This window comes from Streptomyces sp. NPDC002104 (assembly GCF_053593795.1).
The window spans coordinates 38,367-63,990 of record NZ_JBSFDF010000010.1 but is presented as its reverse complement, the minus strand read 5'-3'; the positions used below and the strand labels follow the sequence as shown (position 1 = coordinate 63,990).

The 25,624-nt window shown below is 71.9% G+C and carries 21 protein-coding genes and 1 tRNA gene; 11 read left to right on the top strand and 11 right to left on the bottom strand.

Annotated elements, in window-relative coordinates; all coding sequences use genetic code 11:
* Positions 1–71 precede the first annotated feature (71 nt).
* Together ACWCP2_RS11790 and ACWCP2_RS11785 are read right to left on the bottom strand one after the other, a co-directional pair.
* On the bottom strand, positions 72–431 hold the full coding sequence (locus ACWCP2_RS11790) for a zinc ribbon domain-containing protein YjdM (RefSeq protein ID WP_450908419.1): 360 nt from the start codon (positions 429–431) through the stop codon (positions 72–74).
* 92 nt (positions 432–523) lie between these two features.
* A tRNA-Leu gene (locus ACWCP2_RS11785) sits at positions 524–611 on the bottom strand.
* A gap of 168 nt (positions 612–779) precedes the next feature.
* Here ACWCP2_RS11785 and ACWCP2_RS11780 point away from each other — a divergent pair.
* Both ACWCP2_RS11780 and chpH read left to right on the top strand, forming a co-directional pair.
* Positions 780–2,105: a M20/M25/M40 family metallo-hydrolase gene (locus tag ACWCP2_RS11780; protein ID WP_450908418.1), complete on the top strand. Its 1,326-nt coding sequence runs from the start codon at positions 780–782 to the stop codon at positions 2,103–2,105.
* A 169-nt stretch (positions 2,106–2,274) separates the two neighbouring features.
* Positions 2,275–2,508, top strand: a complete 234-nt coding sequence (chpH, locus tag ACWCP2_RS11775; protein ID WP_250740333.1) for a chaplin ChpH — start codon at positions 2,275–2,277, stop codon at positions 2,506–2,508.
* Between the two features lie 218 nt (positions 2,509–2,726).
* Here the strand turns inward: chpH and ACWCP2_RS11770 are convergent, their stop codons facing one another.
* Positions 2,727–2,915: a DUF5703 family protein gene (locus ACWCP2_RS11770; RefSeq protein ID WP_243333977.1), complete on the bottom strand. Its 189-nt coding sequence runs from the start codon at positions 2,913–2,915 to the stop codon at positions 2,727–2,729.
* Between the two features lie 47 nt (positions 2,916–2,962).
* Between ACWCP2_RS11770 and ACWCP2_RS11765 the strand changes: the two genes are divergently transcribed.
* A complete protein-coding gene (locus ACWCP2_RS11765; protein ID WP_450908417.1) occupies positions 2,963–3,631 on the top strand; it encodes a hypothetical protein in 669 nt (222 codons plus the stop codon).
* Between the two features lie 82 nt (positions 3,632–3,713).
* On the opposite strand, the gene ACWCP2_RS11760 is transcribed toward ACWCP2_RS11765, so the two are convergent.
* Together ACWCP2_RS11760 and ACWCP2_RS11755 are read right to left on the bottom strand one after the other, a co-directional pair.
* On the bottom strand, positions 3,714–6,041 hold the full coding sequence (locus ACWCP2_RS11760) for an ATP-dependent DNA helicase (protein ID WP_450908515.1): 2,328 nt from the start codon (positions 6,039–6,041) through the stop codon (positions 3,714–3,716).
* Between the two features lie 263 nt (positions 6,042–6,304).
* Positions 6,305–7,297, bottom strand: a complete 993-nt coding sequence (locus tag ACWCP2_RS11755) for an aldo/keto reductase (protein ID WP_450908416.1) — start codon at positions 7,295–7,297, stop codon at positions 6,305–6,307.
* A gap of 100 nt (positions 7,298–7,397) precedes the next feature.
* Here ACWCP2_RS11755 and ACWCP2_RS11750 point away from each other — a divergent pair, with 100 nt between their 5' ends.
* Positions 7,398–8,447 carry an LLM class F420-dependent oxidoreductase gene (locus tag ACWCP2_RS11750; RefSeq protein ID WP_450908415.1) on the top strand — a complete coding sequence of 350 codons (1,050 nt, stop codon included), beginning with the start codon at positions 7,398–7,400 and terminating at the stop codon, positions 8,445–8,447.
* A gap of 206 nt (positions 8,448–8,653) precedes the next feature.
* Complete coding sequence (locus ACWCP2_RS11745; protein WP_450908414.1) at positions 8,654–9,442, top strand: ferritin-like domain-containing protein; 789 nt, start codon at positions 8,654–8,656, stop codon at positions 9,440–9,442.
* A gap of 25 nt (positions 9,443–9,467) precedes the next feature.
* On the opposite strand, the gene corA is transcribed toward ACWCP2_RS11745, so the two are convergent.
* Entirely contained in the window at positions 9,468–10,451 is a 984-nt protein-coding gene (corA, locus tag ACWCP2_RS11740; RefSeq protein ID WP_450908413.1) for a magnesium/cobalt transporter CorA, read from the bottom strand.
* Positions 10,452–10,513: 62 nt separating this feature from the next.
* Between corA and ACWCP2_RS11735 the strand changes: the two genes are divergently transcribed.
* The 4 genes from ACWCP2_RS11735 to mshC all read left to right on the top strand — a co-directional run bounded on the left by ACWCP2_RS11735 (position 10,514) and on the right by mshC (position 14,113).
* Entirely contained in the window at positions 10,514–11,236 is a 723-nt protein-coding gene (locus ACWCP2_RS11735; protein WP_450908412.1) for a histidine phosphatase family protein, read from the top strand.
* Positions 11,237–11,342: 106 nt separating this feature from the next.
* Positions 11,343–11,933, top strand: coding sequence for a DUF3090 domain-containing protein (locus ACWCP2_RS11730; RefSeq protein ID WP_243333987.1), 591 nt, complete (start codon positions 11,343–11,345; stop codon positions 11,931–11,933).
* Positions 11,897–12,742 (top strand): SCO1664 family protein, encoded by an 846-nt coding sequence (locus ACWCP2_RS11725; RefSeq protein WP_450908514.1) that lies wholly within the window; start codon positions 11,897–11,899, stop codon positions 12,740–12,742. Before ACWCP2_RS11730 ends, ACWCP2_RS11725 begins: the two co-directional genes overlap by 37 nt.
* A 141-nt stretch (positions 12,743–12,883) precedes the next feature.
* Positions 12,884–14,113 (top strand): cysteine--1-D-myo-inosityl 2-amino-2-deoxy-alpha-D-glucopyranoside ligase, encoded by a 1,230-nt coding sequence (gene mshC / locus ACWCP2_RS11720; protein ID WP_450908411.1) that lies wholly within the window; start codon positions 12,884–12,886, stop codon positions 14,111–14,113.
* A 155-nt stretch (positions 14,114–14,268) separates the two neighbouring features.
* On the opposite strand, the gene ACWCP2_RS11715 is transcribed toward mshC, so the two are convergent.
* The 5 genes from ACWCP2_RS11715 to ACWCP2_RS11695 all read right to left on the bottom strand — a co-directional run bounded on the left by ACWCP2_RS11715 (position 14,269) and on the right by ACWCP2_RS11695 (position 20,526).
* Positions 14,269–15,264, bottom strand: a complete 996-nt coding sequence (locus ACWCP2_RS11715) for a PAC2 family protein (RefSeq protein ID WP_450908410.1) — start codon at positions 15,262–15,264, stop codon at positions 14,269–14,271.
* Between the two features lie 127 nt (positions 15,265–15,391).
* On the bottom strand, positions 15,392–16,999 hold the full coding sequence (locus ACWCP2_RS11710; RefSeq protein ID WP_450908409.1) for an FAD-dependent oxidoreductase: 1,608 nt from the start codon (positions 16,997–16,999) through the stop codon (positions 15,392–15,394).
* A 43-nt stretch (positions 17,000–17,042) separates the two neighbouring features.
* Positions 17,043–18,569, bottom strand: coding sequence for a glycerol kinase GlpK (gene glpK / locus ACWCP2_RS11705; RefSeq protein ID WP_450908408.1), 1,527 nt, complete (start codon positions 18,567–18,569; stop codon positions 17,043–17,045).
* Between the two features lie 77 nt (positions 18,570–18,646).
* Positions 18,647–19,429 (bottom strand): MIP/aquaporin family protein, encoded by a 783-nt coding sequence (locus ACWCP2_RS11700; protein ID WP_450908407.1) that lies wholly within the window; start codon positions 19,427–19,429, stop codon positions 18,647–18,649.
* A gap of 329 nt (positions 19,430–19,758) precedes the next feature.
* A complete protein-coding gene (locus ACWCP2_RS11695) occupies positions 19,759–20,526 on the bottom strand; it encodes an IclR family transcriptional regulator (RefSeq protein WP_450908406.1) in 768 nt (255 codons plus the stop codon).
* Positions 20,527–20,788: 262 nt separating this feature from the next.
* Here ACWCP2_RS11695 and metH point away from each other — a divergent pair, with 262 nt between their 5' ends.
* Entirely contained in the window at positions 20,789–24,298 is a 3,510-nt protein-coding gene (gene metH / locus ACWCP2_RS11690; protein WP_450908405.1) for a methionine synthase, read from the top strand.
* A 183-nt stretch (positions 24,299–24,481) separates the two neighbouring features.
* The gene (locus ACWCP2_RS11685; RefSeq protein WP_450908404.1) at positions 24,482–25,183 is read left to right on the top strand and encodes an HAD family hydrolase; all 702 of its coding nucleotides are present in this window, start codon (positions 24,482–24,484) and stop codon (positions 25,181–25,183) included.
* The last annotated feature ends 441 nt before the right edge of the window (positions 25,184–25,624 follow it).

The window sequence follows — 25,624 nt, the reverse complement described above, 5'->3', positions numbered from 1 at the left end:
GTACCGCACGTACGACAGAGGAGAGGGGCCCCGCCGCGGCGGGGCCCCTCTCCGTACGTCCGCTACGCGGCTCAGGCCTTCTTGACCACGCTCGACTTCAGCTGCATGGCCCCGAACCCGTCGATCCTGCAGTCGATGTCGTGCCCGTCGACCCCGTCGATCAGCCGGATGCCGCGCACCTTGGTGCCGGCCTTGATCCCGGAGGGGCTGCCCTTGACCTTGAGCGCCTTGACGACGGTCACGGTGTCGCCGTCGTTCAGCACGTTCCCGACGGCGTCCTTCACGACCCGCTCACCGGCGTCCCCGCCGCCCTCGGCGCCGTCCTCGGCGGGCACCCACTCGTGACCGCACTCGGGGCACACCACGAGCGCGTTCATCTCGTAGGTGTAGGCGCAGGAACATTTCGGGCAAGGGGGAGGATTCTCGTTCACCCGGACAGAATATCCCGTACCGCCCACCGGGACGCTCCGCGCCGATGGTGCCGCCAAACGCAGAAAACCCCACGTGAAGTGGGGTTTTCGCTTGGTGTCCGAGGGGGGACTTGAACCCCCACGCCCGATAAAGGGCACTAGCACCTCAAGCTAGCGCGTCTGCCATTCCGCCACCCGGACAAGGTGTCTGTCTCGCGTCCCTCGCGGGCCGTTCCGACGTGGAAAACATTACCAAACATTCCGGGGTCCTCGATCACACCCCCCGGCGGCCGGGGATCGCCCTTGGGCGAAGCGCCCCGGGGCGCGAGGATGGAGGCAGTTCGGAACTGATCAGTGGGAGGAATCAGCGTGAGCGAATCGGGCGCGGGCAGGACCGTCACCGGCGAGGACGAGGTCGTCGACCTCTGCCGGGACCTCATCCGGATCGATACCAGCAACTACGGGGACCACTCCGGGCCCGGCGAGCGCAAGGCGGCCGAGTGGGTCGCCGAGCAGCTCGCCGAGGTCGGGCTGGAGCCGCAGATCTTCGAATCGCACAAGGGGCGCGCCTCGACCGTGGCGCGGATCGAGGGCGAGGACCCCTCGCGGCCGGCCCTGCTGATCCACGGGCACACCGACGTGGTTCCGGCCAATGCCGCCGACTGGACCTACGACCCCTTCGCGGGCGAGATCGCCGACGGCTGCCTGTGGGGCCGCGGCGCGGTCGACATGAAGGACATGGACGCGATGACGCTGGCCGTCGTACGCGACCGCATGCGCAGCGGCCGCAAGCCCCCGCGCGACATCGTGCTGGCCTTCCTCGCGGACGAGGAGGCGGGCGGCACCTACGGCGCCCGGTACCTCGTCGACAAGCACCCCGGCCTGTTCGAGGGGGTCACGGAGGCGATCGGCGAGGTCGGCGGCTTCTCCTTCACGGTGAACGAGAACCTGCGGCTGTACCTGGTGGAGACCGCCCAGAAGGGCATGCACTGGATGCGCCTGACGGTGGAGGGCACCGCCGGCCACGGATCCATGACCAACAACGACAACGCCATCACCGAGCTCTGCGAGGCCGTCGGCCGCCTGGGCCGCCACACCTGGCCGGTCCGGGTCACCAAGACCGTCCGGCACTTCCTGGACGAGCTCTCGGACGCCCTGGGCACCCCGCTCGACCCGGACGACATGGACGCCACGCTCGCCAAGCTCGGCGGCATCGCCAAGATGGTCGGCGCGACCCTGCGCAACTCCGCCGCCCCGACCATGCTCGGCGCCGGCTACAAGGTGAACGTCATCCCCGGCCAGGCCACCGCCCACGTGGACGGGCGCTTCCTGCCCGGCTACGAGGAGGAGTTCTTCGCCGACCTCGACCGGATCCTCGGTCCGCGCGTGAAGCGCGAGGACGTCCACGCGGACAAGGCCCTGGAGACGGGCTTCGACGGCAAGCTCGTGGACGCCATGCAGACCGCCCTGAAGGCGCACGACCCGATCGCCCGCGCGGTCCCGTACATGCTCTCCGGCGGCACGGACGCCAAGTCCTTCGACGACCTCGGCATCCGCTGCTTCGGCTTCGCCCCGCTCCAGCTCCCGCCGGAGCTGGACTTCGCCGGGATGTTCCACGGCGTGGACGAGCGGGTGCCGGTGGAGGGTCTGAAGTTCGGCGTCCGGGTGCTCGACCGGTTCATCGACGAGTCCTGAGGCGGGCGGCGGCGCGGGTGGGGCGTACCTAACGCCTGGGAATCGGGAAGGTGTGCGGAAACCACTGAGAAGAGTGAATGCGCTCATACGCTCGTAGCCCCGGTGATCCCTCCTCGTTACAGGTGGTGCGGTCCGCGGCTGGGACCGCGCTTGCCTACTAGGAGGAACAATGCTCAAGAAGGTTGCCGCCGCTGCGGCTGTCACCGGTGGTCTGGTTCTCGCGGGTGCGGGTCTGGCCGTCGCCGACGCTGGTGCCCAGGGTGCGGCCATCGGTTCGCCCGGTGTCCTGTCCGGCAACGTCGTCCAGGTTCCGGTCCACGTTCCCGTGAACGTCTGCGGTAACACGATCTCCGTGATCGGCCTGCTGAACCCGGCCTTCGGCAACACCTGCGTCAACGCCTGACGTATCTGAAGTCCGCGGCCCCGGAGCGCATTCCAGCGCTCCGGGGCTGTCCGGTTTCAACGGGCCCCGCGCGGGCCCGCACGGGCTCCGGTGCTGTCCGCACCGCCCCCGTGCCCCCGGCCGCGGGCATGCAGGCGGCCGGCACCGTGCTCTGCCGCCGGGCCCACGACAGGGCCTGACGGTTCCTCACGACGCGGGTCCCCGCCCCCGGGGCCGCGTCACCAGGTCGCGCGGACCTGACGGATGATCCGGCGGCGCAGTCGCACGCGGCGACTGCCGTCCCGAAGCAGGGTCAGCCGGTCGAGCTCCCAGTGCCCGTACTCGGCGTGTTCGGTCAGCAGGCGGGTCGTTTCCTGACGTGGAACCCCGCGGGGCACGTACAAGTCGACAAATTCGTATTCCGGCATCGCATCTATTGTGCCGTGAGAGCCCCGCTACGGATAGCGTCTGCACTATGTCTGATGCCGCTCTGCCCACTGTTGCCGAGGTACGCGCCGCCGCCGAGGCGGTCAAGGCCGCGCTCGACCGTCACCTCGCCGCGGTCGAGAGCAGGATCGGGGACGATGATCCGGACGTATACGCCGCGTTCAACGAACTCGCCGCCGCCGCCGAGGAGTACGACGAGCTCCTCTACGACCGTTACGACGAGGTCACCCCCTTCGAGATCCCCACTCCCGAGGACGGGCTTCCGTACACCGGTCCCGCCGAACCCGCCGCCTTCAGCGTGCTCATCCGCCGCGACTACGCCGTCGTCGAACCGGCGCGCCTGATCGCCCAGGCCGAACGCGTCGTCGCGCACGACCGCGAGGCCGACCTCGGCCACGACGGCGGCACCGCCGACGCGCTCGGCGTGCTCTTCGGCGAGTACGAGCCCGATGAAATCGCCTCCCGGGCCAAGGACTTCGGGCTGGAGGAGGGCGATTCCACCCTGTGGATCGCCGCCTCCGAGGAGGTCGCGGAACCGGGGGAGTGGCTCGGTTCGCCCTTCGGGCACATCGATCCGCAGGACGTCATGCACCGCTTCGACGTCAGCTCGGTCTTCGACGAGGACGACGACGAGGGCGAGGCCGACGACGAGGCCGGGGACGGCGCGCCGGCCGAGCGGGGCCTGACGACGGCCTGATCCCGGCCCGCGCGAGACCTCGTACCGAGCCGGAACGCACCGCGGCCCCCGTCCCACCCGGGACGGGGGCCGCGCGCGTCCGCTACTCGGGCTGCGCCGCCGACGCCGAGGCGACGAGGGCCCTCAGCAGACCCGTCAGCCGGGTCGTACGGGGCTTCGCCGGGACCTCCGCGACCGCGCGCGGCAGGGCCTGGTCCACCCCGTGCACCACCGAGAGGTGCCGCTCGGCCCGGCCGAAAGCCGTGTACACCCAGTCCCGGGACAGGGCCTGAGCCGCGTCCCCGGGCAGCACGACGACCGCCGCGGGCCAGCGCGAACCGACGGCCTGGTGCGCCGTCACGGCCCAGCCGTGCCGCACCTGCGACTCCACCCGCTCCTTCGGTACGACGATCCGCGCGCCCGCGGCCGCGGCCAGGTGCAGCCCCTGCGCGTCGGCCGACAGCACCCGGGCCGGCAGCGCCCGCCCGGCGGAGGGCACGTGGACCACCCGGTCACCGGGGTCGAAGCCGCCGAACCGGCCGGGGCCCGGGTTCAGACGCTCCTTGAGGGCGGCGTTGAGCGCGCGGGTGCCCGCCGGGCCACCGTGGCCCGGGGTGATCACCTGGACGGCGTCCGCCGGGATGCCGAAGGCGCGGGGCACCGACTCGGCCACCAGCTGCACGGTGCGGTGCACGGCCTCCCCGGCGTCGCGGACCGGGACGATGACGACCTCCTTGCCGGGGGCCTCGACCTGGTACAGCTCCCCGACGCCGATCCCCGACACCAGCTCGCCGATCGGGCCCGGGTCCGGGATCCGGGAGACGAGCTGCGGGCAGGCGCGCGCCGCGAGCACATCGCCGAAGACCCGGCCGGGCCCGGCGGAGCCGAGCACCGCGGGGTCGCCGGACAGCACCAGGCGCGCCCCGTCGGGCACGGACTCCACCAGCGCGGCGGCCGTCTCCACGTCCAGCTGCGGGGCGTCCAGCACGATCAGCAGGTCCAGCGCGAACTGCCCGTCCGCGTCCCGGCCCGGGCCCTCGGCGCCGGCCAGCAGACCCGCCACCGTGACGGCCCCCTCGGCGGGGGCGTGCGCGGCCAGGCAGACCCGCAGCCCGAACTCCCGGGCGGCCGCGGACAGGGCACGGGGCTCGGCGCGGGCGGCCTCGCCGCCGGTGTGGGTGACCAGGCCGTGCCCGGCGGCGGCGCGGATCAGCTCGGCGCCGGGGCCGCTGGCCGCCTTGTCCCAGTCGGCGGGGTCCGTGAAGGCGTTGGCGATCCGGGCCAGGCCCTCCGCGAGGCTCTCCTCGGCCATGGCGGCACCCTCCAGCCCCACCAGGATCCGGACCGGCTGCTCCTCGTCCTCGGCGGACTCACCGACGGGCGGGCCGACCGGCTCCTCGAAGGCCAGCGCGGCGCCCTCGCCGACGGCCGCCTCCAGGGCCTCCGCGGGGTCGGGCACGCCGTACTGGGCGAGAGCCGACTCCAGGGTGGGGGCCTCCAGCACGGTGTGGCCCTTGGCGGCGGCCTGCGCCAGCAGCCAGCCCACCAGGGCGGCCGCGCGCCGCTCGTCACCGGGGCCGGTCGCCTCGGCGCCGAGCAGGGCGCGGGCGAAGCCGTCGGCCTGGGTCGGGCGGACCCCGGCCACGGCCAGCAGCCGCCAGGGCGACTCGGTGAGCTGCGCGGCGGCGTCCTCGCCGAGGGCGGCGGCGGCCTGCGGGGCGAGGGCCTCGGGGGCTCCGCCCCGGAGGAGCACCTCGCGGACGGCGCGGACGGCGTCGGGGGAGGCGATGGCGGCCGGGGCCGCCGTGGGCGAGGGGGCGGACGCCGGCGCCGGGGCGGTGGCCGGGGTGCGCTCCGGCGCGGGCGCCGGGACGCTCCTGCGGGGTGCCGGTGCGTCGAACCGGGCCGGGGGCTTGGCGCCGCTCTCCACGGCCCGTACGGCGGCCAGCAGGTCGGCGGCCGTGCCGCTGAGCTTGGCACCGGCCTCGACGGGGGCTTCGCGCTCCGCCTTGCGGCGGGCGATGCGCTCCCGCTCGATCTTCTGCGCGGCCAGCTCCGCGGCGGCCTCGCTGAGCTGAGGCTGCGCCTCGGCGGCCGGGGCTCCCGTGCCGGCGCCCCCGCCGGCCCCGTCGGCCACTTCGGCTTCCGTCGCGGCTTCCGGCTCCGTGTCCGCGGGCGTGCCGTCGGTGGTGGGCCCTGCGGGGCTTTCCCCCACCCCGCCCCTTCCCGAAACCGGGGGCTCCGCCCCCGGCCCCCCGTCCCCGCCGGCTCCGCCGACGGGAGCCGCTTCCGCCCCCGCGCCCCCGGCCGGCACGGCCTCGGCCTCCGCGCCCCCGGCTTCGCCGGACGGGGCAGCCTCCGGTTCCGGGGCGTCTTCGGCTCCGCCGGACGGTGCGGCGTCCGCTTCCGCCCCCGCGTCCCCGGCCGGCACGGCCTCGGCCTCCGTGTCCCCGGCTTCGCCGGACGGGGCAGCCTCCGGTTCCGGGGCGGCTTCGGCTTCGCCGGATGCCGTGGCCTCGGCCTGCGCGGACTTCGTCGCGTCGTCCTCGGTGGCTTCGCCGGGCGTGGGGGCGTCCGCCCGAGGGGCGCCGTCCTCGGCTTCGCCGGGGCCCGGTGGGGTCGGCTCGGCTTCCGCGGCGGCGGGGGTGCCCTCCCGGGCCGGGTCGGCCGGTTCTGCCGCGGCGGCGGTGTCGCTCACAAAGTGCTCCAGTCCTGATCGGGATAGCGGTGGACGGGCGCCGAGACGTCGTCCAGTGCGTGGCGGATCTCCTCCGGAAGACTAAGGGCCTCCACCGACAGGGCCTCCCCGAGCTGCGCCGACGTGCGCGCGCCGACGATCGGGGCGGCCACCCCGGGGCGGTCGCGGACCCAGGCCAGGGACACCTGGAGCGGGGTCACCGCGAGGCCGTGCGCGGCGGTCGCCACCGCGTCCACGATGCGGCTCGCCGTCTCGTCCAGGTACGGGTCCACGAAGGCCGCCAGGGTTTCCGACGCGCCCCGGGAGTCCGCCGGGGTGCCCGCCCGGTACTTGCCCGTCAGGACGCCCCGGCCCAGGGGGGAGGAGGGGAGGAGGGACAGGCCCAGGTCCAGGGCCGCCGGGACGACCTCGCGTTCCACCCCGCGCTGGAGCAGGGAGTACTCCATCTGGGTCGAGGCCAGCCGGGTCCGTACGCCCGGCTCCGCGAGCTGCCAGGTCGCCGCCTTCGCGAGCTGCCAGCCGCTGAAGTTCGACACGCCCGTGTACCGCGCCCGGCCGCTGCTCACGGCGATGTCCAGCGCCTGGAGGGTCTCCTCCAGCGGGGTCCAGGGGTCGAAGGCGTGGACCTGCCAGAGGTCGACGTAGTCCGTGTCCAGACGGGCCAGGGAATCGTCCAGCGCGGCGAGCAGATGGCCGCGCGAGGCGTCGAAGCGGCGGTCCGGATCCGCGACCCCGCCGGCCTTCGTCGCGATCACCAGATCCCGCCGCGGGACCACGGAACCGATCAACTGCCCGAGGAGGTACTCCGCCTCCCCGCCCCCGTACACGTCGGCGGTGTCCACGAGCGTGCCGCCGGCGTTCCAGAACGTCTTCAACTGCGCGGCCGCTTCCGCCTCGTCCGGTCCGTCCGCCGACCGGCCCCAGGTCAGTGTGCCGAGACCGATCCGGGAGACGCGCAGTCCGGTGCGGCCGAGATGCCTCTGCTCCATGAGGGCTGAGACTACTGCCGCACTGACGCGGGACGGCCGGGCGCGCTACAGTCCCCGCAGACCTACGTTACTGATCGGTAAACCGGTAAGGGGACGACTTATGCGGCTCGGCATCAATCTCGGCTACTGGGGCGCTGGCATGGACGCCGACAACCTGGCCGTGGCCCAGGAAGCCGACCGTCTCGGCTACGACGTCTGCTGGGCCGCGGAGGCCTACGGCTCCGACGCGCCGACCGTGCTCGCCTGGGTCGCCGCCCAGACCGAGCGCATCGACGTGGGCTCCGCGATCCTGCAGATCCCGGCCCGCCAGCCCGCCATGACGGCCATGACGGCCGCCACCCTCGACTCGCTCACCAAGGGCCGCTTCCGGCTCGGCCTCGGCGTGTCCGGACCGCAGGTGTCCGAGGGCTGGTACGGCGTGAAGTTCGACAAGCCGCTCGCGCGGACCCGCGAGTACGTGGAGATCGTCCGCAAGGCGATGACCCGCGAACGGCTCAGCTACGAGGGGGAGCACTGGACCCTGCCGCTGCCCGGCGGGCCGGGCAAGCCGCTCAAGCTGACCGTGCACCCGGAGCGCGAGCACATCCCGCTCTACATCGCCGCCATCGGGCCGAAGAACCTGGAGCAGACCGGCGAGATCGCCGACGGCGCCCTGCTGATCTTCCCGGCCGCCGAGCACCTGGAGGCCACCGCCCTCACCCACATCCGGGCGGGCCGCGAGAAGGCCGGGCTGACCATGGACGGCTTCGACGTCTGCCCGACCGTGCCGCTGGCCCTCGGCGACGACGTGAACGCGCTCGCCGACATGTTCCGTCCGTACACCGCGCTGTACGTGGGCGGCATGGGCAGCCGCAAGCAGAACTTCTACAACCAGCTGGCCCAGCGCATGGGGTACGAGAAGGAGGCCGCCGAGATCCAGGACAAGTACCTGGCCGGCGACAAGCAGGGCGCGGCCGCCGCGATCCCGCACTCGCTGATCGACTCCACCACCCTGCTGGGCCCGGTCGAGCGCATCGCCGACGGGATGCGGGCCTACGCCGAGGCCGGGGTGACCACCCTGACGCTCGCCCCGGCCGGCTTCACCCTGGACGAGCGGACCGCCGCCCTGCGGGCCGGCGTCGAGGCCTTGGAGCTCGCCGGCCTGGCCTGAGCGGCCCGGGGCCCCCGGGGCCCGGGGGAAGTCTGCGGCCGTGGTGGGGGCTCGGGGGGTCTTCCCCGCCACGGCCGACACAGCCAACAACGCGCGGGGCGGCCGCGGGGTTACGCCCCCGGGGCCGCCGGTCGCAGTCGTTCATTCGGCCGAGCCGTACGCCGCACCCGGTTGCCCGGCCCGCGAAACCGCCCTTGACTCGGTACATGCTCTCTGCGCGCAGCCTGTTCCGGGAGATCGTCGACCACGACGCCTCTTTCCAGCTGTTCTGCTCCATCGCCGCCGGCGGCGAGTCCCAGGGCGGCTGGGAGAACGCCCGGATCGCGGCGCTGGTCCCCGATTCCCTGCGCGAGCTCGCGCCCAAGATCACCCGGCACGGCGCCGACGAGGACAAGCACGGCCGGATCTTCAACGCGCTGCTCCGCAAGCGCGGCCTGCCCCCCGTGCCCGTCCCCCCGGAGACCGACTACACGATGCTGCTGGAGCGGCGCGGCATCGGCCTGAGCCACGAGAAGCTGCGCGGCGAGCGGGCCCTGAGCGAGGAGGACATCGTCGTCTACCTCGCCCACAGCCGGGTCACCGAACAGCGCGCCGCCGACCAGATGATCATGCTCGTACGGCACTTCGGGGACGACCCCGAGCTCGGCAGGGCCATCCGCATGATCGGCGCCGACGAGGACAACCACCTGGCCTACTGCCACGAGGAACTGCTGCGCCTGGCCCGGGCCGGCCATGCCCGCACCATCCACCGGGTGCTGCGCGAGTGCGCCCTCGCCGAGATCGCCGTCTACCGCGACGTGAGCCTCGCCGTCATGGGCCACATGGGGCGGCTGCTGGGCTGGCCCGCGCCGAAGGCGGCCGTCCTGGCCGCCGGGATCCGCGGGACGTACGCGTACGAGCGCTTCAGCGGCTGGCGCAGGATGGTGGACCTGCGCCAGCCGGAGCGCAGCAACCCCCTGGGCGGGGCCCCGACCGCCGCCCCCGAGTTCGCCTGAACCCGCTCTGGAGGCAGGCCCGGCTCTAGAGCCAGCCGCGGCGCTTGAACATCCGGTGCAGGCCCAGGCACAGGGCCACCATCACCAGCACCACCAGCGGATAGCCCCAGCGGTGCTTGAGCTCCGGCATGTGCTCGAAGTTCATCCCGTAGATCCCCGCCACCATCGTCGGGACCGCCGCCATGGCCGCCCAGGCCGAGATCTTGCGCATGTCGTCGTTCTGCCGGACGCCCATCTGCGCCAGGTGCGCGGCCAGCGCGTCCGAGAGCAGCCGGTCCAGGCCCTCGACGTACTCGTTCGCCTTCGTCAGATGGTCCGCGACGTCGCGGAAGAACGGCTGGGCGTGCTCGTGGACGAAGGGCACGTCCCCGAAGGCCAGCCGGTCCATCGGCTGGAGCAGCGGACTCGTGGCCCGGCGGAACTCCAGCACCTGCCGCTTGAACCCGTAGATCCGGGCCGCGGTGTTCTTGCTGTCCGAGGGGTTCGGCGAGAAGACCTCCGCCTCCAGCTCCTCCAGATCCGCCTGGAGCTCGGCGGCCACCTCGATGTAGTGGTCCACCACCGCGTCCGAGACCGCGTACAGCACCGCCGTCGGCCCGTGCTTGAGCACCTCGGGATCCTGCTCCAGCCGGTGGCGCACGGCGGCCAGCGCCGCCCCCTCGCCGTGCCGGACCGTGACGACGAAGGAGTCGCCGATGAACACCATCAGCTCGCCCGTGCTCACCGTGTCGGACGCGTCGTCGTACATCACCGGCTTGAGGACCACGAACAGCGAATCGTCGTAGACCTCCATCTTCGGCCGCTGGTGCGCGGTCAGCGCGTCCTCCACCGCCAGCGGGTGCAGCCCGAACTCATGGCTGACGTGCTCGAACTCCTTCTCCGTCGGCTCGTACATGCCGACCCAGAGGAAGGAGTCACCGGTGGCCCGCGCCTCGTCGAGGGCATCGGAGAAGTCGTCGGGCGCCTCGGAGCGGCGGCCGTCGCGGTACATGGCGCAGTCCACAATCACTCGCGCATTGTTCCCTGCCCGGACCCCGGCCGCACGCCGGCGTCACCGCTTACCCTTCTGCCATGGCCACGCTGATCCTCGTACGACACGGGCGGTCCACCGCCAACACCGCAGGGCTGCTCGCCGGATGGACCCCGGGGGTGACTCTCGACGAGCACGGAGCCGAACAGGCCGCCGCGCTGCCCGGGCGGCTCGCCGCCGTGCCGCTGGCCGCCGCCGTCAGCAGTCCCCTGGAGCGGTGCGCCGAGACCCTGGCCCCGCTGCTGGCGGCCCGGCCCGGTCTCGCGCTGCACACCGACGAGCGGATCGGCGAGTGCCACTACGGCGACTGGTCGGGCCGCAAACTCTCCGAACTCTCCGAAGAACCCCTGATGCGCATCGTCCAGCAGCACCCCTCGGCCGCCGCCTTCCCCGGCGGCGAGTCCATGCGCGCCATGCAGGCCCGCGCCGTGGACGCCGTACGCGACTGGAACGCGCGGATCGAGGAGGAACACGGCGCCGACGCCGTGTACCTGATGTGCTCGCACGGCGACATCATCAAGTCCCTTGTCGCGGACGCCCTCGGCATGCACCTGGACCTCTTCCAGCGGATCCACGTCGACCCCTGCTCGGTCACCGCGATCCGCTACACGCCGACCCGGCCCTTCCTGCTCCGGCTCGGCGACACCGGCGACTTCGCCTCCTTCGCGCCCCGCGAAAAGGCCGCGCCGGACGACGCGGCGGCCGCGGACGACGCGGAAGCGGGCGGCGAGGCGGTCGTAGGGGGTGGTGCGGGCGCGGTGTGATCGAACGGCGCAGTAGGGTGGACGGGCCAACCCATGGGCGCAGCCCTGCCCCTGCTTCCCCCGGACTCTCCGTCCGGGGGTCCCCCCGGACGCTTGGAGACTGGACGTGCCCCGTCAGGTGTTCCTCTACGACCCGCCGGACCGTTTCGTGGCCGGCACGGTCGGCCTGCCTGGACGCCGTACGTTCTTCCTGCAGGCCTCCACCGGCCCCCGCGTCACCTCCGTGTCCCTGGAGAAGACCCAGGTGGCGGCGCTCGCGGAACGGATGGAAGAACTGCTGGACGAGGTCGTACGGCGCACCGGGGGCAATGCCCCCGTCCCCGCCGTGGCCCCCGCCGAGGCGACCGACACCGCCCCCCTCGACGTCCCCGTCGAGGAGGAGTTCCGCGTCGGCACCATGGCCCTGGCCTGGGACGGCGAGGACCAGCGCATGATCGTCGAGGCGCAGGCCCTGGTGGAACTCGACGCCGACTCGGAGGAGGACCTCGCCGAGGCGGAGGAGCGCCTCCTCCAGGACGAGGAGAACGGCCCGCCGATGCTGCGCGTGCGCCTCACCGGCGCCCAGGCCCGGGCCTTCACCAAGCGGGCCCTGGACGTGGTCAACGCCGGCCGGCCGCCGTGCCCGCTGTGCAGCCTGCCGCTGGACCCCGAAGGGCACGTCTGCCCGCGCCAGAACGGCTACCGGCGCCAGGCGTGAACGCGACGGGGGGAACGGCGGAAGTGGAAGAGCTGCTGGCGCACGGCGAACTCACCGTCGTCGGCCGGATCCGGGAGGCGTCCAACGCCGTCCTGCTGTGCACCGTCACGCACGGGGGCGTGAGCACCGACTGCGTGTACAAGCCCGTCAAGGGCGAGCGCCCGCTGTGGGACTTCCCCGACGGCAACCTCGCCCAGCGCGAGGTCGCCGCGTACCTGGTCTCCGAGGCCACCGGCTGGGGGCTGGTGCCCCCGACCGTGCTGCGCGACGGACCGTACGGCGAGGGCATGGTCCAGCAGTGGATCGAGACGGGGGAGTCCCCGGAGGCGGAGCTGCTCGCGCTCGTCGACGGCGAGGAGGCGGGGGAGGGCTGGAAGCCCGTCGCCTTCGCCGAGGTCGGCGAGGGCCGCACCGCGCTCCTCGTGCACGCCGACGACGAACGGCTGCGCCGGATGTCCGTCCTCGACGCCGTGATCAACAACGGCGACCGCAAGGGCGGCCACCTGCTCCCCGCACCCGGCGGACGGCTCTACGGCATCGACCACGGAGTGACCTTCCACACCGAGGACAAACTGCGCACCCTGATCTGGGGCTGGGCGGGGGAGCCGCTGACGGAGGAAGCGAGCGCCGTCCTGACCGCCCTGGAGGCCGCACTGGCCCCCGGAGAGCCCCTCGCCACCCGACTGGCCGAACTGGTCACCACCGCCGAGCTGGCCGCCGTACGGGCCCGTACGGCCCTGCTGCTGCGCACCGGGAGGCATCCGCAGCCCTCGGGGCAGTGGCCCGCGATCCCCTGGCCGCCCGTCTGAGCGGGCCGCTGCCCACTCTGAGCGGGCGGCGGCCCGTACGGGCCCGCACGCATAGAACCGGCCATGGCGCAAGAGCGCCGATCAAGACAACAGTGCAGGTCCGGTTAGTTTTCGGAACACCCGTCCGGTTAGTCTCGAAGCATGCATGCCTGGCCCGCTTCTGAGGTCCCCGCCCTGCCTGGCAAGGGCCGCGACCTCCAGATCCACGACACCGCGACCCAAGGGACGATCACCCTCGCCCCCGGTCCCGTCGCCCGTATCTACGTCTGCGGGATCACCCCGTACGACGCGACGCACATCGGTCACGCGGCGACCTACAACGCGTTCGACCTCGTGCAGCGCGTGTGGCTCGACACCAAGCGGCAGGTCATCTACGTCCAGAACGTCACGGACGTCGACGATCCACTGCTGGAGCGGGCCCTGCGCGACAACCAGGACTGGACCGAGCTCGCCGAGCGCGAGACGGCCCTGTTCCGCGAGGACATGACCGCCCTGCGGATGCTGCCCCCGCAGCACTACATCGGCGCAGTCGAGGCCATACCCGGCATCGTGCCGCTCGTCGAGCGGCTGCGGGACGCGGGCGCGGCCTACGAGCTGGACGGCGACGTCTACTTCTCCGTGGAGTCCGACCCGAACTTCGGCAAGGTCTCCCACCTGGACGCCGAGGCGATGCGGCTGCTGTCGGCCGAGCGCGGCGGCGACCCCGACCGGGTGGGCAAGAAGAATCCGCTCGACCCGATGCTGTGGATGGCCGCCCGCCCGGGCGAGCCGAGCTGGGACGGCGGCTCGCTGGGCCGCGGCCGGCCCGGCTGGCACATCGAGTGCGTGGCCATCGCCCTGGACCACCTGGGCATGACCTTCGACATCCAGGGCGGCGGCTCCGACCTGGCCTTCCCGCACCACGAGATGGGCGCCTCGCACGCCCAGGTGCTGACGGGCGAGTTCCCGATGGCCAAGGCGTACGTGCACGCCGGGATGGTCGCGCTGCACGGCGAGAAGATGTCGAAGTCCAAGGGCAACCTGGTCTTCGTATCGGCCCTGCGGCGCGCGGGCGTGGACCCGGCGGCGATCCGCCTGGCCCTGCTCTCGCACCACTACCGCGCGGACTGGGAATGGACCGACGAGGTCCTCGCGGAGGCGGTGGCCCGCCTCGAGCGCTGGCGCGCGGCCGTCTCCCGCCCCGACGGCACCCCGGCCGACGCCCTGGTCGAGGAGGTCCGCGAGGCCCTCGCCAACGACCTGAACGCCCCGGCCGCCCTCGCGGCGGTGGACCAGTGGGTCGAGCGCCAGCTCGCCACGGGCGGCGACGACGAGTCCGCCCCCGGCCTGGTCTCGCGCACGGTCGACGCCCTGCTGGGCGTGGCCCTGTAAGCACCCCCCGGAGGGGCTGGACGTGCCCTGCGGGCGCATCCAGCCCCTCCGGCGTTGTGAGGAGCCGGGTCCGGGGCCGGCGCCCCGGGAAACGGCGAAAGGGCGGGGCGGGGAGAAAATCCCCCCGCCCCGCCCCGCCCCGCCCCCGCGCCGGGCTACGCCTCCGGAGGCGTCCCGTCCTCGTCCGGCGAGGCCGCCGGAGGGGCCGGGGGTTCCTCCTCGGTCCCCGAAGGCTTCCGCTTCGGCGGCCGCGGCATCCCACCCGAGGTGTCCCTCAGGTACGACCCGTCCCCCGGCTCCGCCGCCGCGGACGGATCCCGCCGCCGCAGGTACCGCTCGAACTCCCGCGCGATCGCGTCCCCGGACGCCTCCGGCAGATCCGCGGTGTCCCGCGCCTCCTCCAGCGTCTGGACGTACTCCGCCACCTCGCTGTCCTCGGCCGCCAGTTGGTCCACGCCCAACTGCCACGCCCGCGCGTCCTCGGGGAGTTCGCCCAGCGGGATCCGGATGTCGATCAGATCCTCCAGCCGGTTCAGCAGGGCCAGCGTCGCCTTCGGGTTCGGCGGCTGCGACACGTAGTGCGGCACCGCCGCCCACAGGGACACCGCCGGCACCCCGGCATGGGTGCAGGCCTCCTGGAGGATGCCCACGATCCCGGTCGGGCCCTCGTATTTGGTCTCCTCCAGGTCCATCGTCCGCGCCAGATCCGCGTCCGAGGTCACCCCGCTGACCGGCACCGGCCGCGTGTGCGGGGTGTCGCCGAGCAGCGCGCCCAGGATGACGACCATCTCCACGCCCAGCTCGTGGGCGAAGCCCAGGATCTCGTTGCAGAACGAACGCCACCGCATGGACGGTTCGATGCCCCGCACCAGCACCAGGTCGCGCGGCTTGGTCCCGCCGATGCGGACCACCGACAGCCGCGTCGTCGGCCAGGTGATCTTCCGCACCCCGTTGTCCAGCCACACCGTCGGCCGGTTGACCTGGAAGTCGTAGTAGTCCTCGGCGTCCAGAGCCGCGAAGACCTCGCCCTTCCACTCCCGGTCCAGGTGTGCGACCGCCCCGGAGGCGGCGTCACCCGCGTCGTTCCAGCCCTCGAACGCGGCCACCATGACCGGGTCGATCAGCTCGGGCACGCCCTCAAGCTCGATCACCCAGGTCTCCTTCCGAAGTTCCCTTGTGTACGTGGGTCAGCCTAAGCCTTGATGAGGCACCGGCCACAGCCCACGACAGAGGGGCGGTTCCCCCTGGAACCGCCCCTCTGCCCACTCACGCCACCGGCTATGCCTCGTGGGCCAGCATCTCCTCGACCCGGCCGCGCACTTCGGCGGTGTCCAGACCGCGGACCGTCACCGTCGTACGGCGGCGCAGCACGTCGTCCGCCGTCTCGGCCCACTCGTTGTCCCGGGCGTAGGCGACCTGCGCCCAGATCTCCGGCCCGTCCGGGTGGATCCGCTCGGCCAGCGCCGGGTCCTCGTTCGCCAGGCGCGCGATGTCGAAGGCCAGCGAGCCGTAGTGCGAGGCCAGGTGCCGCGCGGTCAGCGGGTCCATCCGCGAGCCCGGCTCGCGGTCCACGAGCAGCCGGTGCGCCACCGCGTTCGGGTTGGCGACACCGGGCAGCGCGATCCGTCGTACGAGGGACTTCACCGGCTCCATGTCATCGGTCAGCGGGCTGCCCGGGAGCTTGGCCAGCTTGTCCATGACCACGCGGCCGATGTGCCGGTACGTGGTCCACTTGCCGCCGGCCACCGACAGCATGCCGCCCGCGCCCTCGGAGACGACCGTCTCGCGCTTGGCCTTCTCCACCCCGCCCGGGCCGCCGGGCAGCACGCGCAGGCCCGCGAAGGCGTACGTCATCAGCGAGCGGTCCAGATCGGCGTCCTTCACCGAGAAGGCCGCCTCGTCCAGGATCTGCTGGATGTCGCCCTCGGTGGCGCGCACGTCCGCCGGGTCGCCCTCGTACACCTCGTCGGTGGTGCCCAGCAGCAGCTGGTCCTCCCACGGCAGGGCGAAGGTGATGCGGTACTTGTCGATCGGGGTGGCCATGGCGGCCTTCCACGGCGACTTGCGCTTCATCACGATGTGCGCGCCCTTGGAGAGGCGGATGGACGGCATCGAGTGCTTGTCCTCCATGCGCCGCAGGTGGTCCACCCACGGGCCGGTGGCGTTGAGCACCACGCGGGCGTCGACACCGAACTCGGTGCCGTCCAGGCGGTCCTTGAGCTCGGCGCCCGAGACGCGGCCGCGCGTCATGCGCAGACCGGTGACCTCGGCGTGGTTCAGGACGACGGCGCCCGATTCCACGGCCGCGCGGACCGTCATCACGGCGACGCGCGAATCGTTCATCTGGTGGTCGTAGTAGACCGCGACGGCCTTCAGGTCGTCCGTCTTCAGACCCGGGTTGTCGGCGGCGGCGCGGGCCGGAGAAATGATCTTGCCCATGCCGTCGCCGAACGCCGACAGCGCCGAGTACGCGAACACGCCCGCGCCCAGCTTCGCCGCGCCCACCGGACCGCCCTTGTACACCGGGAGGTAGAAGGTGAGCGGGTTGACCAGGTGCGGGGCCACGTCCTTGGCCAGCACCCGGCGCTCGTGGTGGTTCTCGGCGACCAGCTTGACCGAACCGGTCTGCAGGTAGCGCAGGCCGCCGTGGACGAGCTTGGAGGAGGCCGAGGAGGTGGCGCCGGCGAAGTCGCCGGCGTCCACCATGGCGACCCGCAGACCCGACTGCGCGGCGTGCCAGGCCACCGAGGTGCCCAGGATTCCACCGCCGATGACCAGCAGGTCGTACGTGGCCTTCGCCAGCTGCTCACGGGTCTCGGCACGGCTCGCGTTCGAACCGGCGGTCGGGTGCGTACCCAGCGTGGGAACGCTCTGCAGGCTGCTCATATCCCTTGACTCCTACTTGCTCGTCGATTGCGCCGCTGTGCGGTCAGCTGGCGTTTTCGTCATCGACCCAGCCCATGGACCGCTCCACGGCCTTGAGCCAGCTCTTGTACTCGCGCTCCCGCTGCTCGGCGGGCATCCGCGGGGTCCACTCCGCCGCGCGGCGCCAGTTGGCGCGCAGGGCGTCGGTGTCGGGCCAGAAGCCGACGGCCAGACCGGCGGCGTAGGCGGCGCCGAGGCAGGTGGTCTCGGCGACCATCGGGCGCACCACGGGGGCGTCCACGAAGTCGGAGAGGGTCTGCATCAGCAGGTTGTTGGAGGTCATGCCGCCGTCGACCTTGAGGGCGGCGAGCTCGACGCCCGAGTCCTTGGTCATGGCGTCGGTGATCTCGCGGGTCTGCCAGGCGGTGGCCTCCAGGACGGCACGGGCGATGTGCGCCTTGGTGACGTACCGGGTGAGGCCGGCGATCACACCGCGGGCGTCGGAGCGCCAGTACGGGGCGAACAGGCCGGAGAAGGCGGGCACGAAGTAGGCGCCGCCGTTGTCCTCGACGGAGGAGGCCAGCGTCTCGATCTCGGCCGCGGTCTTGATCATGCCCATCTGGTCGCGCATCCACTGGACGAGCGAGCCGGTGACGGCGATGGAGCCCTCCAGCGCGTAGACCGGCTGCTGGTCGCCGATCTGGTAGCCGACCGTGGTCAGCAGGCCGCTGTAGGAGTTGATGATCTTGTCGCCGGTGTTCATCAGCATGAACGTTCCGGTGCCGTACGTGGACTTCGCCTCGCCCTCGGCGAAACAGGTCTGGCCGAACAGCGCGGCCTGCTGGTCACCGAGCGCCGAGGCGACCGGGACGCCGGCCAGGACGCCCTCCTTGACGTGGCCGTAGACCTCGGCGGAGGACTTGATCTCCGGGAGGACGTTGAGCGGCACGTCCATGGACTCGGCGATCTTCTCGTCCCAGGCCAGGGTGTGCAGGTTCATCAGCATGGTGCGCGAGGCGTTGGTGACGTCGGTGACGTGCACGCCACCCTGGGGGCCGCCGGTGAGGTTCCAGATGACCCAGGAGTCCATGGTGCCGAAGAGGATGTCCCCGGCCTCGGCGCGCTCGCGCAGGCCCTCGACGTTGTCGAGCAGCCAGCGGACCTTGGGGCCGGCGAAGTAGCTCGCCAGCGGCAGGCCGGTCTCGCGGCGGAAGCGGTCCTGGCCGACGTTGCGGCCGAGCTCCTTGCACAGGGCGTCGGTGCGGGTGTCCTGCCAGACCAGTGCGTTGTGGACCGGCTCGCCGGTGTGGCGGTCCCACAGCAGGGTGGTCTCGCGCTGGTTGGTGATGCCGACGGCCTTGACGTCCGCGGCCGTGATCTCGGCCTTGGCGATGGCTCCGGCGACGACCTCCTGGACGTTGGTCCAGATCTCGGTGGCGTCGTGCTCGACCCAGCCCGGCTTCGGGAAGATCTGCTCGTGCTCCTTCTGGTCGACGGCGACGATGCGGCCGTCGCGGTCGAAGACGATGCAGCGGGAGGAGGTGGTGCCCTGGTCGATCGCGGCGATGAAGGGGCCGGTGCTGGTGGTCATGGTGGCTGCTCCTGGCAGGTGTCGAAGTAGGCGGAATCAGGATGGCGGTGCGGGTGGTGCCGTGGTGCCGATGCTGATCAGGCGAACGCGATGTTGTACAGACCGCCGGCGAGCGCGGCACCCGCGAGGGGGCCGAGCACCGGGATCCAGGAGTAGCCCCAGTCCGAGCCGCCCTTGTTGGGCAGCGGCAGCAGGGAGTGGACGATGCGGGGGCCGAGGTCGCGGACCGGGTTGATGGCGTAGCCGGTCGGGCCGCCCAGCGAGAGGCCGATGCCGACCACGACCAGCGAGGTGATCAGGACGCCGATCACGCCGAGGCCCTTGCCGTCGTCCTGGAGGCCCTGGGTCAGGATGGCCAGGACCAGGACGGCGGTGCCGATGATCTCGGTGGTGAGGTTCTGGACGACGTTGCGGATCTCGGGGCCCGTGGAGAAGATGCCGAGCACCGGGCCGGCCACGTCGTGCGGGTGCGGGTCCTCGGGGCCGAGCTTGGCGTCACGGATGTGCTCCGGGTCGGACAGGTGCGCCCGGAACTGGCCGTAGTAGGCGAGCCACATCAGCACCGCGCCGATCATGGCGCCGAGGAGCTGTCCGGCGAAGTAGACCGGGACGTCGCCCCAGGCGCCGTCCTTGATCGCGATGCCGACGGTGACCGCCGGGTTGAGGTGCGCACCGGAGAGCGGTGCGGAGACGTAGGCGGCGATCAGGACGGCGAAACCCCAGCCGAAGGTGATCGCGAGCCAGCCGGCGCCGCGGGCCTTGGAGCTCTTGAGCGTCAGTGCGGCGCAGACGCCGCCACCGAGCAGGGTGAGCAGGGCGGTACCGATGGTCTCGCCGATGAAGATGTCGGAGCTGGACACCCGCGACTCCTTTGTCGTTCAGGGGTGGTGGCCGCCGGGTCCCTCCGGCGGTCCACGCACTCGGTGAGTGCTGCACCGGTCCTTGGCCTTGCCCCACCCTAACGCGTATTGCCGGTAGGTGTTCGGCATTGCCGACCGATGAACGGCAGTTTTCCGCCCAGGTGAAGCGGGCGTCAAGAGTTGACCAGGCCAATGAGCCGGATCGTTACCGGTCGGTGCGATCGAACAAATTAGGCCATTCGTTGATCATCAAACGCCAAAAACCACCCAAATGCCACTTTGACGCGGCCGTTGGGTGGTTCGGGCGGAGCGATGAGGTCATGCCAAGGTCAGAACCGGCCCGCCCCGAGATCGCGCGAAACCGACCGCGCGCAGTCCCGTACGGAGGCCACCAGCGAGGCCCGGGGCTCCCCGGAGTCCCCGCAGACCCGCTCCACGGCCCCCGCGACGGCCACCGCGCCGACCGGCATCCTGCGGCGGTCGTGGATCGGGGCCGCCACCGAGGCGATCCCGTCCCAGGTCTCCTCGATGTCACTGGCCCAGCCGCGCGCCCGGATCATGCCCAGGACCTCCTCGAAGCCGGTGCCGTCGGTGATCGTCCGGGGCGTGAAGGACTCCCGCTCCACCTCCAGGACCTGCGTGTGCGCCACCGGGTCGTACGCCGACAGCACCTTGCCCAGGGCCGTGGAGTGCAGCGGCTGCATGGCCCCCACCTCCAGTACCTGACGGCTGTCGTCGGGCCGGAAGACGTGGTGCATGATCAGCACCCCGCTCTTGTGCAGCACCCCCACGTACACGCTCTCCCCGCTCGCGCGGGCCAGATCGTCCGTCCACACCAGGGCGCGCGCCCGCAGCTCGTGGACGTCCAGATAGCTGTTGCCCAGGCGCAGCAGCTCCGCGCCGAGCTGGTAGCGGCCCGAGGCCGGGTCCTGTTCCACGAAACCCTCGGCCTGCAGCGTGCGCAGGATCCCGTGCGCCGTGCCCTTGGCCAGGCCAAGGGAGGAGGCGACGTCCGAGAGACCCAGCCGGCGCTCGCCGCCCGCCAGGAGCCGCAGCATCGCAGCGGCTCGTTCGAGCGACTGGATGTTCCGTGCCATCGCGCAGCCTCCTGCTGACGTAGTTCGACAATGCTGAACACTATCGGTCGATGCCGACTTTGTGCATGATGAGGGCAGAGTCCACCGATACGAGTGGCCCAGGACACCCCGGCCGGAAGTCGCCGCTCCCTGGCACAGAATGCAGTCCGCCACGTGGGACGACCTCACCGGGGCCGGGTGTGCACCGCTACCCTGGCCGCGTGCACCCTTGACACCGAGGGGGTGCAAAGCCGACAGCCGTCGCATCCCAGGGAGCTCACCCATGGCCTCGTTGCCGAACCCGCCCGCAGACACCCAGACCCGGGCCGATGCCCTCCGCCAGGCGCTGGCGACCCGCGTGGTCGTCGCCGACGGAGCGATGGGAACCATGCTCCAGGCCCAGGACCCCACCCTGGAAGACTTCCAGCAGCTCGAAGGCTGCAACGAGGTCCTCAACGTCACCCGCCCCGACATCGTGGCCAACGTGCACCGCGAGTACTTCGAGGCCGGCGTCGACTGCGTCGAGACCAACACCTTCGGCACCAACTACGCCGCCCTCGCCGAGTACGACATCGCCGGGCGCAACCACGAGCTGTCGCTCGCCGGCGCCCGGATCGCCCGCGAGATCGCCGACGAGTTCACCGCCTCCACCGGACAGCAGCGCTGGGTCCTGGGCTCGATGGGCCCCGGCACCAAGCTGCCCACCCTGGGCCACATCGACTACGGAACCATCCGCGACGCCTACCAGATCAACGCCGAAGGCCTGATCACCGGCGGCGCCGACGCGCTCCTGGTGGAAACCACCCAGGACCTCCTGCAGACCAAGTCCTCCATCGTCGGCGCCCGCCGCGCCATGGAGGCCCTCGGCGTGTCCGTCCCGCTGATCTGCTCCGTGACCGTGGAAACGACCGGCACGATGCTCCTCGGCTCGGAGATCGGCGCCGCGCTCACCGCGCTGGAGCCGTTGGGCATCGACATGATCGGCCTGAACTGCGCCACCGGCCCCGCCGAGATGAGCGAGCACCTGCGCTACCTCGCGCGCAACTCCCGCATCCCGCTGTCCTGCATGCCCAACGCGGGCCTGCCGGTCCTCGGCAAGAACGGCGCCCACTACCCGCTGTCCGCGAGCGAGCTCGCCGACGCACAGGAGACCTTCGTCCGCGAGTACGGCCTCTCCCTGGTCGGCGGCTGCTGCGGCACCACTCCCGAGCACCTGCGCCAGGTCGTCGAGCGCGTCCGCGGCCTGAACCCGGCCGTCCGCGACCCGCGCCCCGAGCCGGGCGCGTCCTCCCTCTACCAGACGGTCCCCTTCCGCCAGGACATCTCGTACATGGCGATCGGCGAGCGGACCAACGCCAACGGCTCGAAGAAGTTCCGCGAGGCCATGCTCGAGGCCCGCTGGGACGACTGTGTGGAGATGGTCCGCGACCAGATCCGCGAAGGCGCGCACATGCTCGACCTGTGCGTCGACTACGTGGGCCGCGACGGCGTCGCCGACATGCGGGAGCTGGCCGGCCGTTTCGCGACCGCCTCCACGCTGCCGATCGTCCTGGACTCCACCGAGGTTCCCGTCCTGCAGGCCGGCCTGGAGAAGCTCGGCGGCCGCGCCGTGATCAACTCGGTGAACTACGAGGACGGCGACGGCCCCGAGTCCCGCTTCGCGAAGGTCACCCGCCTGGCTCAGGAGCACGGCGCCGCGCTGATCGCGCTGACCATCGACGAGGAGGGCCAGGCCCGCACCGTCGAGCACAAGGTCGCCATCGCCGAGCGCCTCATCGAGGACCTCACCGGGAACTGGGGCATCCTGGAGTCGGACATCCTCATCGACACCCTGACCTTCACCATCTGCACCGGCCAGGAGGAGTCCCGGGGCGACGGCATCGCCACGATCGAATCGATCCGCGAGCTCAAGCGCCGCCACCCCGACGTCCAGACCACGCTGGGCCTCTCCAACATCTCCTTCGGCCTCAACCCGGCCGCCCGCGTCCTGCTGAACTCCGTCTTCCTCGACGAGTGCGTCAAGGCCGGCCTCGACTCCGCGATCGTCCACGCCTCCAAGATCCTGCCGATCGCCCGGTTCGACGAGGAGCAGGTCACCACCGCCCTCGACCTGATCTACGACCGGCGCGCCGAGGGCTACGACCCCCTGCAGAAGCTGATGGCCCTCTTCGAGGGCGTCAACACCAAGTCGATGAAGGCCGGCCGCGCCGAGGAACTCCTCGCCCTGCCGCTGGACGAGCGCCTGCAGCGCCGCATCATCGACGGCGAGAAGAACGGCCTGGACGCCGACCTCGACGAGGCCCTGGAGACCCGCCCCGCCCTCGACATCGTCAACGACACCCTCCTGGAGGGCATGAAGGTCGTCGGTGAACTGTTCGGTTCCGGCCAGATGCAGCTCCCCTTCGTCCTCCAGTCCGCCGAGGTCATGAAGACCGCGGTGGCCCACCTGGAACCCCACATGGAGAAGAGCGACGACGAGGGCAAGGGCACCATCGTCCTGGCCACCGTCCGCGGCGACGTCCACGACATCGGCAAGAACCTCGTCGACATCATCCTGACCAACAACGGCTACAACGTCGTCAACATCGGCATCAAGCAGCCGGTCTCCGCGATCCTCGAAGCCGCCCAGGAACACAAGGCCGACGTCATCGGCATGTCCGGCCTGCTCGTCAAGTCCACGGTGATCATGAAGGAGAACCTGGAGGAGCTCAACCAGCGCAAGCTGGCGGCCGACTACCCGGTCATCCTCGGCGGCGCCGCCCTCACCCGCGCCTACGTCGAACAGGACCTCCACGAAATCTACGAGGGCGAGGTCCGCTACGCCCGCGACGCCTTCGAAGGCCTGCGCCTCATGGACGCCCTCATCGCCGTCAAGCGCGGAGTCCCCGGCGCCACCCTCCCCGAACTCAAGCAGCGCCGCGTCGCCAAGCGCGACACCCCGCTCCAGGCCGAGGAGGCCGAAGAGCCCGGCGGCCGCTCCGACACCTCCACCGACAACCCCGTCCCCACCCCGCCGTTCTGGGGCACCCGCGTCGTCAAGGGCATCCCGCTCAAGGACTACGCCTCCTGGCTCGACGAGGGCGCCCTCTTCAAGGGCCAGTGGGGCCTCAAGCAGGCCCGCGCCGGCGGCGCCACCTACGAGGAGCTCGTGGAGTCCGAGGGCCGCCCGCGCCTGCGCGGCCTCCTCGACAAGCTGCACACCGAGAACCTCCTCGAAGCCGCGGTCGTCTACGGCTACTTCCCCTGCGTCTCCAAGGGCGAGGACCTGATCATCCTCGACGAAGCCGGCAACGAGCGGACCCGCTTCACCTTCCCCCGCCAGCGCCGCGGCCGCCGCCTGTGCCTCGCCGACTTCTTCCGCCCCGAGGAATCCGGCGAGACCGACGTCGTCGGCCTCCAGGTCGTCACCGTCGGCTCCAAGATCGGCGAGGCCACCGCCAAGCTGTTCGAGTCCGACTCCTACCGCGACTACCTGGAACTCCACGGCCTCTCCGTCCAGCTCGCCGAGGCCATGGCCGAGTACTGGCACGCCCGCGTCCGCGCCGAGCTCGGCTTCGGCGGCGAGGACCCCGCCAAGGTCGAGGACATGTTCGACCTGAAGTACCGCGGCGCCCGCTTCTCGCTCGGCTACGGCGCCTGCCCCGACCTGGAGGACCGCGCCAAGATCGCCGACCTCCTCCAGCCCGAGCGCATCGGCGTCCACCTCTCCGAGGAGTTCCAGCTCCACCCCGAGCAGTCCACCGACGCCATCGTCATCCACCACCCCGAAGCCAAGTACTTCAACGCCCGCTAGGCCCGCCGAGCCCGCCGCGGCGCACCCCCGCGCACGCAGCGACGTAAAACAACGCACATCACGACGGACCGGCGTACACTAGTCGGTCCCATACAGGCCGGTCACCTGTTCCCCCCGGGCACGCCCCCGGAGGCGAGGTGACCGGCCTTCTCGTCCCCAACGGACCCCCGGAAAGGTGCGCGCATGACGAGCACAGTCCCCGCCCCCGTCGCCCGTACGGCCGACGGACACGCCCTGCAGGCGGTGCTGCTCGACATGGACGGCACCCTCGTGGACACCGAGGGCTTCTGGTGGGAGATCGAGGTCGGCGTCTTCGGCGAGCTCGGCCACCGCCTCGACGAATCCTGGCGCGACATCGTCGTCGGCGGCCCCATGACCCGCAGCGGCGGCTTCCTCATCGAAGCCACCGGCGCCGACATCGGCCTCGCCGAACTCAGCGTCCTGCTCAACGAGCGCTTCGAAGCCTGCATCGCCGACCGCGTCCCCCTCATGCCCGGCGCCGAACGCCTCCTCGCCGAACTCGCCCGCCACAACGTCCCCACCGCCCTGGTATCCGCCTCCCACCGGCGCGTCATCGACCAGGTCCTCCTCACCCTCGGCCGCGACCGCTTCACCATGACCGTCGCCGGAGACGAGGTCGAGCGCACCAAGCCGCACCCCGACCCCTACCTCCTCGCCGCCCGCACCCTCGGCGCCCACCCCTCGCGCTGCGCCGTCATCGAGGACACCGCCACCGGCGTCGCCGCCGCCGAAGCCGCCGGATGCAGGGTCGTCGCCATCCCCTCCGTGGGCGCGATCGCGCCGGCCCCGGGCCGCACCATCGTCGGCTCCCTCGAAGACGTCGACCTGCCCTTCCTGCGCTCCCTCATCACTCCGCTGAACTGAGCGCGCACGCTCCGTACCGGACGATCAGCCCGCGGGACCAAGGTCCCGCGGGCGGATCTCCCGCGCACTTCCCCGGAGGCCGAAATTCCAGCCCTACCGGGGGAGTTGTCCCGGGTGACCTTTGTCACCCGCAAAGCCCCCTTCGCACCACTGCGCGCCCCCACGCACCACCCCTTGTGTCCCCATTGATCAGCACCTGACCGAATCTGCACACGCCCCCGCGCACACCCCCGGTCAACTCCCGCAACACAGCGACAACGCCCCCGCGCCACACGGTTCAAGCCATCCCTCCGCAGGCCACTAATGTCGATCCGGGCACTGCGCCGCACCTCAGCCGTCCCGGACACACACCCCTGTCTCCGGAATCGCGTGGACCGATCGTCACACCACCGGCCCGATCGTTCCGCCCAGAACGGGCGACCGCCGCTATGCCCTCCACGC

Coding starts and splice junctions, on each gene's coding strand:
- glpK (WP_450908408.1), bottom strand. CDS start 18,569: ATGACCACCAGCACCGGCCCCTTCATCGCCGCGATCGACCAGGGCACC.
- metH (WP_450908405.1), top strand. CDS start 20,789: ATGGCCTCGTTGCCGAACCCGCCCGCAGACACCCAGACCCGGGCCGAT.
- ACWCP2_RS11695 (WP_450908406.1), bottom strand. CDS start 20,526: ATGGCACGGAACATCCAGTCGCTCGAACGAGCCGCTGCGATGCTGCGG.
- ACWCP2_RS11710 (WP_450908409.1), bottom strand. CDS start 16,999: ATGAGCAGCCTGCAGAGCGTTCCCACGCTGGGTACGCACCCGACCGCC.
- ACWCP2_RS11750 (WP_450908415.1), top strand. CDS start 7,398: ATGCGGCTCGGCATCAATCTCGGCTACTGGGGCGCTGGCATGGACGCC.
- ACWCP2_RS11755 (WP_450908416.1), bottom strand. CDS start 7,297: ATGGAGCAGAGGCATCTCGGCCGCACCGGACTGCGCGTCTCCCGGATC.
- ACWCP2_RS11685 (WP_450908404.1), top strand. CDS start 24,482: ATGACGAGCACAGTCCCCGCCCCCGTCGCCCGTACGGCCGACGGACAC.
- ACWCP2_RS11765 (WP_450908417.1), top strand. CDS start 2,963: ATGTCTGATGCCGCTCTGCCCACTGTTGCCGAGGTACGCGCCGCCGCC.
- ACWCP2_RS11770 (WP_243333977.1), bottom strand. CDS start 2,915: ATGCCGGAATACGAATTTGTCGACTTGTACGTGCCCCGCGGGGTTCCA.
- ACWCP2_RS11745 (WP_450908414.1), top strand. CDS start 8,654: ATGCTCTCTGCGCGCAGCCTGTTCCGGGAGATCGTCGACCACGACGCC.
- mshC (WP_450908411.1), top strand. CDS start 12,884: ATGCATGCCTGGCCCGCTTCTGAGGTCCCCGCCCTGCCTGGCAAGGGC.
- ACWCP2_RS11735 (WP_450908412.1), top strand. CDS start 10,514: ATGGCCACGCTGATCCTCGTACGACACGGGCGGTCCACCGCCAACACC.
- chpH (WP_250740333.1), top strand. CDS start 2,275: ATGCTCAAGAAGGTTGCCGCCGCTGCGGCTGTCACCGGTGGTCTGGTT.